14 protein-coding genes are annotated in these 13,465 nt (G+C 48.4%); all 14 read left to right on the top strand.

The window, feature by feature from the left end:
* Positions 1-93 precede the first annotated feature (93 nt).
* The gene (gene yqfC / locus ASF12_RS02995) at positions 94-372 is read left to right on the top strand and encodes a sporulation protein YqfC (protein ID WP_046229917.1); all 279 of its coding nucleotides are present in this window, start codon (positions 94-96) and stop codon (positions 370-372) included.
* A 12-nt stretch (positions 373-384) separates the two neighbouring features.
* Positions 385-1,578: a sporulation protein YqfD gene (gene yqfD, locus ASF12_RS02990; RefSeq protein WP_056029330.1), complete on the top strand. Its 1,194-nt coding sequence runs from the start codon at positions 385-387 to the stop codon at positions 1,576-1,578.
* 6 nt (positions 1,579-1,584) lie between these two features.
* Positions 1,585-2,556 carry a PhoH family protein gene (locus tag ASF12_RS02985; RefSeq protein ID WP_056029326.1) on the top strand — a complete coding sequence of 324 codons (972 nt, stop codon included), beginning with the start codon at positions 1,585-1,587 and terminating at the stop codon, positions 2,554-2,556.
* Between the two features lie 17 nt (positions 2,557-2,573).
* Positions 2,574-4,832 carry an HD family phosphohydrolase gene (locus ASF12_RS02980; RefSeq protein ID WP_056029324.1) on the top strand — a complete coding sequence of 753 codons (2,259 nt, stop codon included), beginning with the start codon at positions 2,574-2,576 and terminating at the stop codon, positions 4,830-4,832.
* Positions 4,829-5,326: an rRNA maturation RNase YbeY gene (ybeY, locus tag ASF12_RS02975; protein WP_056029321.1), complete on the top strand. Its 498-nt coding sequence runs from the start codon at positions 4,829-4,831 to the stop codon at positions 5,324-5,326. Before ASF12_RS02980 ends, ybeY begins: the two co-directional genes overlap by 4 nt.
* Positions 5,326-5,697: a diacylglycerol kinase gene (locus ASF12_RS02970; protein ID WP_056029318.1), complete on the top strand. Its 372-nt coding sequence runs from the start codon at positions 5,326-5,328 to the stop codon at positions 5,695-5,697. The genes ybeY and ASF12_RS02970 overlap by 1 nt, the downstream gene beginning before the upstream one ends.
* A gap of 21 nt (positions 5,698-5,718) precedes the next feature.
* Complete coding sequence (gene cdd / locus ASF12_RS02965; protein WP_056029315.1) at positions 5,719-6,165, top strand: cytidine deaminase; 447 nt, start codon at positions 5,719-5,721, stop codon at positions 6,163-6,165.
* Entirely contained in the window at positions 6,165-7,088 is a 924-nt protein-coding gene (gene era, locus ASF12_RS02960; protein WP_056029311.1) for a GTPase Era, read from the top strand. Before cdd ends, era begins: the two co-directional genes overlap by 1 nt.
* A 106-nt stretch (positions 7,089-7,194) precedes the next feature.
* Entirely contained in the window at positions 7,195-7,353 is a 159-nt protein-coding gene (locus ASF12_RS33435) for a YqzL family protein (protein ID WP_081418577.1), read from the top strand.
* 56 nt (positions 7,354-7,409) lie between these two features.
* On the top strand, positions 7,410-8,156 hold the full coding sequence (gene recO, locus ASF12_RS02955) for a DNA repair protein RecO (protein ID WP_056029308.1): 747 nt from the start codon (positions 7,410-7,412) through the stop codon (positions 8,154-8,156).
* Between the two features lie 160 nt (positions 8,157-8,316).
* A complete protein-coding gene (locus ASF12_RS02950; RefSeq protein ID WP_056029306.1) occupies positions 8,317-9,855 on the top strand; it encodes an MDR family MFS transporter in 1,539 nt (512 codons plus the stop codon).
* Between the two features lie 318 nt (positions 9,856-10,173).
* Entirely contained in the window at positions 10,174-11,334 is a 1,161-nt protein-coding gene (locus ASF12_RS02945) for a pectate lyase family protein (RefSeq protein WP_200931581.1), read from the top strand.
* A 328-nt stretch (positions 11,335-11,662) separates the two neighbouring features.
* Positions 11,663-12,520, top strand: coding sequence for an ABC transporter permease (locus tag ASF12_RS02940; protein WP_442952511.1), 858 nt, complete (start codon positions 11,663-11,665; stop codon positions 12,518-12,520).
* A 40-nt stretch (positions 12,521-12,560) separates the two neighbouring features.
* Positions 12,561-13,442, top strand: coding sequence for a carbohydrate ABC transporter permease (locus tag ASF12_RS02935; RefSeq protein ID WP_056029300.1), 882 nt, complete (start codon positions 12,561-12,563; stop codon positions 13,440-13,442).
* The last annotated feature ends 23 nt before the right edge of the window (positions 13,443-13,465 follow it).

The following is a 13,465-nucleotide window of genomic DNA, read 5'->3' as shown; positions in this document are numbered from 1 at the left end:
ATCACCCCGCGCATAGCTTGATATAGTACGATAATGGGCCTTGTGTCATATTTAACGTCTGGCGAGCGTGATAAGGGGGACGATCCTTTACCTATGAACCGTTTAAAACGCAAACTTCGCAAAATGACAGCGGATATTCTGGATTTGCCCCAGGATGTCGTCTATGATCTTCCCCGGCTGACGATGATCGGCGATCGCCAGTTATATATTGAGAACCATCGCGGTGTCATTCATTTTTCCAGCGAGCAGCTTAGGCTCGCGCTCAGCAAGGGCGAGCTTGAAGTGACGGGCAGCTCGCTAGTGATTCGGACGATTTGGACAGAAGAGGTTTTTATCGAAGGTCAAATTACGGGCATAGCCTTGCGGGAGTAGGAGGGGAGCGGCTTGAAGCTGAAATGGTCGGACTGGGTACTCGGCGTCGTAACAGTAACTATCAGGGGCGGACAACCTGAGCAGCTTGTAAATCGGGCATTGGAAGGGGGGCTGCAGCTTGCGTCCATCGGTTGGACGGGCGATGGCAAGCTGCAGTTTGATGTGCCTTTGAGTGGTTATTTTCGCTTGAAGCCTTTTTTAAAGGAGACAGGCTGTAGGGCGCATGTCGTAAAGCGGCAAGGGATGCCGTTTTGGTTAGCAAGGCTTGAAAAACGAAAATTTTTCATCGCAGGCATTGCGTTATTTTTTATTGGCATCTATTTGCTCTCCTCGCTTATATGGTCGGTTGAGGTTAAGGGCAACGTGAAATTGACGGAGGAGGAAATTGTTGAGGCGGCGCGGCAGGAGGGGATTTTCCCGCTCCAATGGTCATTCCGCCTGGCGGATACGGATATTATTTCAAAAAGGCTCGTCAACAAGCTGCCGAAAGCAACATGGATCGGCGTGGAGAAAAGAGGAACAAGAATCATCATTCAAGTCGCGGAAACGACCGAGCCTGATCATCGCGAATTGGAAAATCCTCGCCATCTCATTGCTTCTGCTGATGCGGTCATTACGGAAATTTATACGGAACGCGGTCGTGCTGTCGTAAAGAAAAACACGAAGGTCAGAAAAGGACAAACGTTGATTTCAGGTACGCTGGGCGGCGGCGCATATATGCAGTCGGTTGTGGCAAAGGGCTCAGTTCGCGGGCTGGTCTGGTATGAATTTAATATTGCTTCACCGATGTCGCAGCAGGTTAAAGCGTATACGGGGGAAAAGAAGGAGAAGTGGTATGTGGTCATTGGCGGCAGGGCGCTGCAGGTGAGCGGCTACGGCAAAAATCCGTACGAGCAGTCGGAGACGATCGTGGAGGAGGACAAGGCGAACTTTAAAAGCATAAGCCTGCCCTTCGGACGGATGAAGCAGACGGTAATGGAAGTGCATACGGAAGAGCTTAAATTATCAGCGGATGAAGCGCGCGCAGGTGGAATTTTGCAGGCGAAAGCGAATGTAATGACAAAAGCAGGCAGCGATGCGGTCATCCGGGATGAAATTGTTTTGCATGAAAAGACGGAGAATGGTAAAGTTTATATGAAAGTTCTTTTTGAAGTAGAGCAATCGATTGTGAAAGAGATGCCACTAGTCCAGATGCAAGGAGATTGAGGTTGTTTGCTAAATGAAACAATAGTCGTCAGAATTCCGCTGGAAAACGCGGGAGAAGGATTAGCGGTATTTGGCCCGCAGGACAAGTTCCTGAGGCTGGTAGAGGCGCAGTGCGAGTCCTCGATCACATCTCGTGAGGCAGAAATCGTCATTTCTGGTGCTGTGCAGGAGGTACGCTCGCTTGAGCAGCTGTTCAGCGTCATGCTGCAGCTTGTAAGGGGCGGCTACATGCCTTCAGAGCGGGACATGATGTATGCGCTTGATTTGGCCCGTACGATGCAGGCAGAAGAGCTTCTTGATTTATTCAAGGCTGAAATTACAACTACGTTTCGCGGCAAGCCCATTCGGGTTAAAACGATTGGCCAGCGCCATTATGTAAAGACGATTCACAAGCATGACGTCGTATTCGGAATTGGACCAGCCGGCACAGGAAAAACCTATCTGGCTGTCGTGCTCGCCGTAGCCGCCTTGAAGCAGGGATTGGTGAAGCGAATCATACTGACAAGGCCAGCTGTCGAGGCAGGCGAAAATCTCGGTTTTCTGCCCGGCGATTTGCAGGAGAAGGTCGATCCTTATTTGCGTCCGCTTTATGATGCCCTGCATGATGTGCTGGGACCTGAGCAGACGGTAAAGGCTTTTGAACGCGGCACCATTGAGGTTGCTCCGCTTGCGTATATGCGGGGACGGACCCTTGATGATTCCTTTATTATTTTGGATGAAGCCCAGAATACGACGCCGGAGCAAATGAAAATGTTTTTGACACGTCTAGGCTTCGGCTCAAAGATGGTTATTACCGGCGATGTGACACAGATTGATTTGCCAAGAGGGAAAAACTCGGGTTTAATAGAGGCACAGCGGATTTTGCAAAACATAGACGAACTTGGCTTTATCTTTTTTTCCGAGCAGGATGTTGTCCGTCACTCCTTAGTGCAGAAAATCATTGTCGCCTACAATCAGGACGCTGAGAACAAAGCATAGAGAGGAATGTCCGCTCCATGAACCAGAACCAGAATCATTCCGGTAAACAGGGGAACCTGCAGAGCTCCAAGGCTGCGGGGTGGAAACAGAGCGTAGCTGTCCGCTTCGTGCTCATGTTATTATTTGTGTTGCTGTTTTATTTCAGTCTCTCTCCGCATCTCGTTCCGGAAACGTATGATATTCAAGAGGGCGTAGCCAGCGAGAAGGATATCGTCGCTCCCCATCAAATACCGGACAGCAAGGCGACGCTGCAGGCGCAGGAGGAAGCGGCGAACCGCGTAGATGCGATCTATTCGAACGTCGCGCTGCGCAGCGAGCTGCTGCTGGGCGAGATTTTTTCGCGCATGGAGCAGTTGAATCAGGATGATCAGGTTACGACGCAAAATAAAATCGATATTTACCGCAATGAAATTCCCGGCAGGTATCCCGATTTTGTCGATAATTACGTCAAGGTAAATAAAGGCAATGGCACTTATAGCGATACGCTGCTCGATGAGATGGCGGTCGTTATTAAAGAGCAGGAATACGCGATTTCTGAGGAAACATTTTATAAAATGCCGCGCATGTCGGTAGAGTCAATTACGGAAATGCGCCAGGTTGCGCAGGAGATTGTACGCAAGCTAATGAGCGAGCAGCTCCGCAGTGCGGATGCTGCGCGTACCCGTGTGGCGGAGCTGGTGAACGCAAGCTCCCTCTCCGACCGGACTAGCCGTGAAATTGTGCAGGAGCTGGCGCGTTTCTCCATTATGCCGAACCGCTTTCTTGATAAGGAAGCGACGGATGAAGCGAAAATCCAGGCGAAGAAAAACACGCCTCAGGTCGTTATCAAGGAAGGCGACGTTCTCGTCAAGCGCGGGCAAGTCATCACGCCAGAAATGTATGAGCTGCTGAAGGATTCGGCATTGCTGCAGGATAAACGCAATTATTGGCCGCAGCTTGGCCTGTTGATTTTGTCCGTTTTGTTCATCACGGCGATGTACAGCTATTTGCATCAGTCAGGCGGCATTTCCGGCCTGAAGCCGAAATATAATAATGCGCAAATTTTAATGCTGTGGCTCATCTATTTGATCAACATCGTGGTGATGATCATTATTTCATTAATCCAGACAGATGAAATCCCGTATGTCGGCTTCCTTGCTCCAGCGGCGCTCGGGACGATGCTGATTACGCTGCTGCTGGATATGCATTTGGCATTAATCAGCTCGATTTTGTTTGCGATTATCGGCAGCATTGTGCTGAATTCGGGCACGGGGCAAAATCAAATTTTTGATTTCCAATACGGCTTTGTTATTATCGTCGTTTCCGTCGCGGCTATTTTCTCGATACATCGAGCAAGCCAGCGATCGACGATTTTAAAGGCAGGCATTATGGTCAGCCTGTTCGGCACGTTTTCCGTTCTTGCGCTCATGCTGCTGACGGAGCGTCTGGATCAAGGGCCGCTTGTGTATTCGCTTTGCTTTGCTTTTGCAAGCGGCCTGCTGACAGCTGTGCTGGTGATTGGCCTTATGCCGTTTTTTGAAGTGACCTTTGGCATTTTGTCGGCGCTCAAGCTTGTCGAGCTGTCTAACCCGAACCATCCGCTGCTGCGCAAGCTGCTTACCGAGACGCCGGGAACGTACCATCACAGCGTCATGGTCGGCAATTTGTCGGAAGCTGCGGCTGAGTCCATCGGGGCGGACGGGCTGCTTTGCCGTGTAGGCTCGTTCTACCATGACATTGGGAAGACGAAGCGGCCGAATTATTTTATTGAAAATCAGACGAATATGGAAAATCCGCATGACTCGATTGATCCAAAGCTTAGCCGGTCGATTATTTGCGCCCATGCGCGGGACGGCGTGGATATGCTTAAGGCGCATAATATACCGAAGCCTATTCGTGATATTGCCGAGCAGCATCATGGCACGACGTCGCTGAAATTCTTTTATTACAAGGCGCTTAAGCAGGCTGAGGAGCAGGGGGAGGAGCCTTCCTTTACGGAGGATGATTTCCGCTATCCTGGCCCGAAAGCCCAGTCGAAGGAAGCCGCTGTGGTCGGCATTGCCGATTGCGTGGAAGCAGCTGTCCGCAGCCTGCGCAGCCCTACGGTTGAGCAGGTAGAAGCGATGATCAACAAAATCATCAAAAGCAGGCTGGATGACAATCAATACAACGAATGCGATTTGACGCTCAAGGAGCTGGATAAGATCGCACAGTCGCTCAAGGAAAGCGTAATCGGGATTTTTCACTCCCGAATTGAGTACCCTGAGGATGTTAAGTCAAAGGAGCGTTTAGCATGAGTTTGCAGCTGGATTATAGCAATGAGCAGGATAAGGTAGACATTCCCGAAGCTTGGATCACCCGGTTGGAGCAATTGCTTCAATTGGCTGGCGAAGCGGAAGGCATGACAACGGGCGAAGTAACGCTGACTTTTACCGATAATGAGCAAATTCATCAGTTGAATCGCGACTACCGCAACATTGATCGTCCTACTGATGTTTTATCATTTGCGATGCAGGATGATGGAACGGATGAGCTGGACATTATTTTTGAAGTGGAAAGCGAAGATGAGGTTGATCCTATTTCGGGCATGCTGGGCGATATTGTTATATCCGTAGAGAAAGCGGTTGAGCAAAGCGAGGAGTACGGCCATTCGCTTGAGCGGGAGATCGGCTTCCTGTTTGTTCATGGTTTTCTGCATTTAATCGGTTATGATCACGAGACGGAAAGCGATGAGGCAGTGATGACGAGCAAGCAGGAAGCAGTGCTTTCGAAGGCAGGCTTGTCGCGTTAATGAAAAAGTTTATACGCAGTTTAGGATTTGCGTGGGCGGGCATCGTATTTGGCGTGCAAAATGAACGCCATATGCGCATTCATGTGCTGGTCGCTGCTGCGGTCGTTCTGCTTGGCGCTTTTCTATCGCTTACACGTATGGAATGGGCACTGCTGCTGCTCACGATGGCGATCGTTATCGTAGCAGAAATGGTCAATACAGCGGTGGAAAAAGTTGTAGATCTTGCAAGTCCGGAGCGCCATGCGCTCGCTAAGACGGCAAAAGATGTTGCTGCTGGTGCTGTATTGCTGGCAGCATGCTTTGCCGTCTTCATTGGTTTTATTATTCTTGGCCCGCCATTATGGCAAGCCATAACGGCGGGACGCCAGTAATTTTAAAGGAGTCAACAATAAATGACAGTTACTTACGAAGGTTTGCAAGAAAATTATGCAGCTTTGCTTAATCAGGCAGGAGAGGCGATGATGCGGGCCTATACGCCTTATTCCAAGTTTAATGTCGGCGCTGCCCTGCTAGACAACGACGGGCATGTCCACTATGGCTGCAATGTCGAAAATGCTGCTTATGGTCCGGGCAACTGCGCGGAGCGCACTGCTATGTTCCGGGCGATTGCCGATGGCAAAAAGCCAGGACAATTTCAAGCGATTGCGGTTATTGGAAATACGGAAGAACCTATTACGCCATGCGGAATTTGCCGCCAGGTGCTCGTTGAGCTGCTTTACCCGGATACGCCAGTTATTATGGGCAATCTGCGGGGCAACTGGTCGATTTCGACCGTCTCTGACTTGCTGCCTGGAGCATTTACACCAATGGTATTGAAAAAGGGGCAAGCTGAAGCCTAATGAGTACACCTACAACTGACAACCGTACAAACGGCAAATTTCGTTCCGGCTTTGTAGCCATCATCGGCCGACCTAATGTGGGCAAGTCCACGCTGATGAATCACCTGATCGGGCAAAAAATTGCCATTATGTCGGACAAGCCCCAAACGACACGCAACAAAATTCATGGCGTATATACGAAAGACAATACACAAATTGTATTTTTGGACACGCCGGGCATTCACAAGCCGCAGTCCAAGCTTGGCGACTACATGATGAAAACCGCGCAAAGCGCGCTTCAAGAAGTCGAAGCTGCCCTGTTTCTTGTTGATGTAGCCGATGGCATTGGCGGCGGCGACCGTTTTATTATCGAGCAGCTTAAAAAGGTCAAGACGCCGATTTTTCTCGTGCTGAACAAAATCGACAAAATCGATCCAGAGCAGCTGCTGCCGATTATTACGCAATATAAAGATTTATATGATTTTGCGGAAATTATTCCAATTTCTGCACTTCAAGGAAATAACGTGGAAACCCTTATGGATCAGCTAATCCGTTATTTGCCTGAAGGACCGCAATATTACCCTGCCGATCAAATTACGGATCATCCCGAGCAGTTCGTTGTAACGGAGCTGGTGCGCGAGAAAATTTTGCATATGACGCGTGAGGAAATTCCGCATTCCATTGCGGTTGCGATTGAGGACATGAAGGTGCAGGAAAATGGCGTTGTCTACATTGGCTGTGTCATCTATGTCGAGCGCGACTCCCAGAAGGGTATTATTATTGGCAAGAAGGGTGCCTTGCTCAAGGAAGTTGGCAAGCTGGCACGCCGTGATATTGAAGCGCTTCTGGGCTCCCGTACGTTCCTTGAGCTTTGGGTCAAGGTCAAGAAGGACTGGCGCAACCAGGAAAGAGTGCTTAAAGACTTAGGCTTTAGAAACGACTAAAGGCCGCTTCTAATTTGACGTAAATTGCTAAGGATAACATTCATGCGATCAACGCAATCTAATACCGTCTGGAGCAGCATTTCCGAGGCGGAAAGGGTTGATACGATTGCGGAATTTTTCGTGGAAGTATTTTACATTGACCGGTGATGTGGAGTCTTATATGCTCTACAAGGAAATGGATCAGCTTGGAGAAGCGGATCATCCTAACTCAATGCTCGGTGATGACCAGGAATGGGCATCCGAGCTAGAAGAAGCTTCTCCTTAGTTCAGTGGGCGCGCAGCCTTCTGACTGTCTTAAGCCGGTCACGGGGGAGTTTCATTATGCTGTATCGTTTGGAAGGCATCGTTATTCGCAGCATGGATTATGGGGAAAATAATAAAATAATCAATGTGCTGACGAATACGAATGGCAAGGTAGGGATATTGATACGCGGCGCGAAGAAGGCTCGGAGCAGGCACGCTTCTCTCGCGCAGCCCTTTACATACGCGGAATTTACTTTTTTTCGCACTAGCGGACTTGGTACGCTGAATCATGGTGAAATTTTAGCGTCCAACCATCTACTCCGCGAACAGCTGGAGCTGACTGCTTACGCTTCCTATGCGGCAGAATTAACGGATAGGGCAATGCAGGAGGAGGATACCAGTTCTTTTCTGTTCGAGCAGCTGAAGGCTTATTTAAGCGGCTTGGTGGAGGGGAAGGACCCGCAGATTGTGTCTCATCTTTATGAGATGAGAGTGCTGGATATGTCAGGGTATGCGCCTGTACTGGATCATTGTGTGGAATGCGGCGGTGAGGAGACTCCCTTCCGAATTAGTGCAGCCGCAGGCGGTGTATTATGCCGCCGATGCGGTCACAAAGACCCCCAAGGCATCGTATTGTCTGAAGCAGCGTATAAGCTGCTGCGATTGTTTGTCCGAATGGATTTGCGCAGGCTTGGTTCTATTCAAGTCAAGCCAGAAACGAAGCAAGAGCTTAAGAAGGTAATGCGTATGCTGATGGATCTGCATATTGGCATTCCGCTGAAGTCGCGCGGTTTTCTGGATCAGCTTGATAAATATAGCTTATAAAAAATGGCGTTCGGTCCCTGGACCGAGCGTTTATTCGTTCTCTCGTCCAATAGGACTCCAGGACGGGATTGTTTATAATAACAAAGCTGAGCAGCGCACGGCAATACACCACAACTAGAGCTTTTCAAGCATTTCACATCATTACAAGGGGGAATTTTTCATGTCTGCGGCTCAAAGTAGACTTGGCTTCGTCGTAGCGGGATTGCTGCTAGCTATCTTCGTTGCATCGATCGATAATACGATTGTATCAACGGCTATGGCAACGATTGTAAGCGATCTAGGCGGTATGGACAAATTTGTATGGGTCACTTCCGCTTATTTGGTAACAGAGATGGCGGGAATGCCGATTTTCGGCAAGCTGTCCGACATGTACGGAAGGAAACGTTTTTTTGTATTAGGCATTTTCTTGTTTTTGCTGGGATCGGTTTTATGCGGAACCGCAGAGTCGATCACACAGCTTAGTATTTACCGGGCTATTCAAGGTATCGGTGGCGGCGCCATGATGCCGATTGCCTTCACGATTGTTTTCGACGTATTTCCCGCTGAAAAGCGCGGTAAAATGGGCGGCTTGTTTGGAGCCGTATTCGGTACGTCAAGCTTGTTCGGCCCGCTCGTTGGTGCATATTTTACCGATTATATTAACTGGCGCTGGATTTTTTATATTAATATTCCATTCGGAATTGTAGCTATGTTGTTTATTTTATTGTTTTACAAGGAATCGATGGAGCATTCCAAGCAGAAAATTGATTGGTGGGGGGCCGCAACACTGGTAGGCTCGATTGTCAGCTTAATGTTCGCTCTTGAGCTTGGCGGCAATGAATACGCTTGGGATTCTGCCCAAATTTTAGGGCTGTTCGCGATCTTCGCCATTTTGTTTATTATTTTCATATTTGTTGAACGCAAGGCGGCTGAACCGATTATTTCCTTCAAAATGTTCCGTGTGCGATTGTATGGCGCAAGTACGGGAGCAGCCTTATTTTATGGCGCAGCCTTTATTACGGCCGCATTGTACATTCCGATTTTTGTGCAAGGGGTGTACGGAGGTACGGCTACTAGCTCTGGACTGATGCTGCTGCCCATGACGTTAGGCTCAGTATTCGCAGCACAAATGGGCGGTTTTCTCGCTAATAAAATGCCTTATCGCAACGTTATGGTGCTGTCCGCCATTATTTTTATTGCAGGCATTATGCTGCTCTCGACGATCAGCCCCGAAACGACCAAATGGACGCTGGCCTTCTTTATGTGCATTACGGGCTTTGGCATCGGCTTCTCTTTCTCGGTGCTCGGGATGTCTACCATCCACAGCTTCGATATGAGGCAGCGCGGGTCTGCTAATGCGACAATGTCGTTTATTCGTTCCTTCGGGATGACGGTCGGCATTACCGTATTTGGGATTATTCAGCGCAATAGCTTCACGAATGGGATGTCCGACGCTTTTGCAGGCGGTGGTGGCGGAGCGGCGCTCCCTACTGAAAATGTCCGGCAAATTCTGACCCCTGAAAAAAGGGAGTCAATTCCGGCAGAAGTGATGGATAAAATTATTAGTGCGCTGTCGCATTCGATTTCCACAACGTTTATGTGGTCGATTGTGCCGGCTGTGCTGGCGCTAGCTTGTGTCCTGTTGATGGGCAATGCCTCGATGAAAGAGCTGATCGAGCGGGAACGGATGCAGGCAGGAAAATTGGCGAAGGGGAAATAAGTTATAGCAGGGATAGTGAGCAGAGGGAAGGGAGTAGGCCTTGGGTCTGCTCCTTTTTCATTGTAAAAATGGAGGCAGCTGCACTTGTAGTGTGGGAGGATGCTAAAGCCTTCAGCAGCTTTGCAACGGGTGTAAGCTTTATTTTTCCGGGTACGCAAAAAAGAAAATACTATCCAAAATTTACAAATAGATGTATAATCAATTCCATCTTGTAAGCGCTTACTATTCAGTTTCTGGCTTGCAAGATAGAAAGGAGGTTCCCATTGTTAAGCAGCACTGCTTCACCTGCTTCACCAAAACCTAAGAGGAGGTAAGAAAATGCGTTTGAAAAAATGGTCTATGCTTTTACTGAGTACGTTAATGGTTAGTGCTTGTTTAGTATCAGCGCCCGTATCCGATTTCGGTATATCTCGGGCAGAGGCGGCTTCAACAGGCGGATACGGAACGACAGACGGCTCTACGGCAGCTGCGGTCACGGTTACCAACTTGGCAGAGCTGCAAGCGGCTTTTAACAACGGGAAGCACCACATTATTGTTAAAGGCAACATTTATGGCGGCTCGCAATTAACGACGCTGACATTCGCCAGCACCAGCTGGAACAATGTCACGATTGAAGGGGCAGCGGGCGGACAAGCGGTTTTGCAAAATATTCAGCTCAAGTTCAGCGGCGAGCTGCTTGCGACAGGTACGAATATCGAAAATATCGTCATTAAGAACATTACCTTCTACGGCAACATTAAGGATTTGCAAAATCTTTCGGGCGCAGCGACGCAGCCAGGCGGCAGCGGCACCAACTATTTGGGCGTATCCTTCCGCCGGGTAACAAATGCACTCGTTGACCATTGCACCTTCTACAACATCAGCGACGATTTGCTGCTCGTCTCGCAAAAGTCGGATAATGTAACCCTCTCCTACAATCATTTCTACTTCACTGACAGCTGGGTGAATATGAATCCGAACCCGCTATGGAATTGGGTAGGCGTTAATCAGGATCTCGCCTCCGAGCGTCTGGCGCTCATTATTGGCTCGAATGCCAGCGATTCTTACACCTATGGCGGCGGCAAGCTGCATGTCACGATGCATCACAACTGGTTTGGCCCGAACATGAAAGGCCGTCCGCTGATGAGAGGTTTTGTACACCTGTACAACAACTATTTTGATAACAGCACAACGCCGAGCGGCAACAATTCAGCAGGTTTTTCGCAGCAGCAATACAATGCAAACCAAATGGGCAGCGGCAGCGTCATTTATTCCGAACGCAATTATTTTTACAAAACGAATCAAAGCAATCAGGTTGGTCTAGACAGCTCGTCAGACGCTTACACGTTCTATGAGCGCAACAACTATTACAATCAGACGACCGGAACATCGGCCACTGGAGCTGCATTCCCATCATCGCTGCCGTTCCCTTACAGCTATTCGCTTGATGCTGTGCTGGATGTGCCGAATATCGTGCAAGCGGGTGCCGGGCCCCATTAATCAGACGAATCAAATCAAATGCTGAAACCGAGTGCTGGCATGGCTATAAAAAAATTATAAATCGTTTTCATTGCCAAAACGAAAATAAACTGCTAGAATGATAAAAACGTAATGAAAACGCATACATTTATTCATTAATTACAACGTTGTAAATTTAAATGAAGGGGGATGATGAGTAGTAAAATGGCCTGTTGATCGTTGATTGGAGTCAGCGTCATATTCAATTTTTCAAACGTTGTAAATTTAAATCTGAAGGGAGTGGATTTCATTGAATAGCCGCACTGCGACTCTGATTAGGCTAGTCAAACGGGACAAATATTTACTACTCATGTTTTCCCCTATTTTTATTTATTATTTGGTCATTATGTATTTTCCAATGCCGGGCGTCATTATGGCTTTCAAAAACTTTACGCCGGGAAAGGGCATCTTCAGTGGGGATTGGGTCGGGTTAAAATGGTTCATCCAATTTTATGACTCGATTTACTTTTGGAGGCTGCTCCGCAACACCTTTTTGCTCGCTTTTCTGCCGCTGCTGTTCGGCTTTCCAATTCCGATTTTATTCGCCATTTGCGTAGTGGAAATTAAAAATAGGGCATTCAAGCGCTTCGCCCAAACGATTACGTATTTGCCGCATTTTATTTCAACCGTTGTCATTGCCGGCATGCTGATCAACTTCCTGTCGCCGACGGATGGCATCGTCAACATTTTGCTAGAGAAGATAGGACTTGAACCGATTAATTTCATGATGGAGCCGGGATGGTTCCGCACGATCTTCACCAGCTCAGACATTTGGCAAAGCTTCGGCTTCAGCTCAATTATCTACATTGCAGCTATCATGAGCATTGATCCGGAAATGTATGATTCAGGAAAAATCGATGGGGTCAATAAATTTCAGGAGTTATGGCATTTAACGCTTCCAAGCATTAAGCCTACGATTATTATTTTGCTGCTGCTGTCGCTTGGCGGCATTATGAGCGTAGGTTTCGAGAAAGTTTACCTGCTCTATAACGCAGCAACTTATGAAACAGGAGATGTGCTTTCCACCTATGTGTACCGGATGGGCATCATCGGACAAAACTACAGCTTTGCGACAGCCATTGGCGTATTTAATTCCATCATCACTTTTATTCTCGTGTTTGCGGCGAACCAATTGACGCGTCGGGCAACGAACATGTCGCTATGGTAACAGAGCGCGCCTTAACAAGTCGCTGGAAAAGGAGTCTGGCATGAAAAAATCTAAGACAGATCTGATTTATTATAGCCTGGTGTATTTCATCACTTGTGTGGCTATTCTCGTAACCTTATATCCTTTCCTTTATGTCGTCAGCGTGTCGTTCAGCTCCGTCAGCGCGATTGACAAGCAGCAGGTGTTTTTATATCCAGTCGATTTCACGATTTCGGGGTATAAAATGGTGCTTCAGTACAAGGAGCTGTGGGTTTCCTTTTACAATACGGTATGGTACACCGTTGTCGGAACGACGCTGAACATTGTCGCCACCTGCCTCGCCGCTTTCCCTTTGTCCAGAGCGCATTTTTTCCTTAGACGCAAGCTGAATTTCTTCATTGCGTTTACGATGTATTTTTCCGGCGGATTAATTCCGCTTTACATGCTGCTGACGACACTTGGCCTCTATAACACGAGATGGGTCATGGTGGTACCAGTGCTGGTCATTACGTTTAACGTCATGATTTGCCGCTCGGCGTTTGAAGGCATTCCGAAGGAAATTTTCGAGAGCGCCTCCATCGATGGAGCGAATGATATTACGATGCTGTTCCGGCTCGCCGTGCCGATCGTCAAGCCGACGCTTGCAGTGCTCACCTTGTATTACGCGGTGTTTCACTGGAACAATTTTTTCTCGGCACTGCTTTATTTAGGCAATCAGGAGCTGCAGCCGCTGCAAATTTTTCTGCGAAGGGTGCTCATTATGGCATCTCCGGAAATTATGCAGCGTATGGGCGGGGCCACGTCGACTGGAGCGCTTGCCGTCTCTTCACTGCAGGTCAGATATGTATCCATCGTCGTCAGCATTTTGCCCATTATTATGATTTATCCCTTTATCCAGCGTTATTTCGTTAAAGGCATTACGCTGGGCGCAGTGAAAGGCTAACACCGCTTGTAAACTTGGCTTTT

It is taken from the genome of Paenibacillus sp. Leaf72, from assembly GCF_001422685.1.
GTDB lineage: Bacteria > Bacillota > Bacilli > Paenibacillales > Paenibacillaceae > Pristimantibacillus.
The sequence above is the reverse complement of the archived record's forward strand: the minus strand, read 5'-3'. Positions and strand labels throughout refer to the sequence as shown.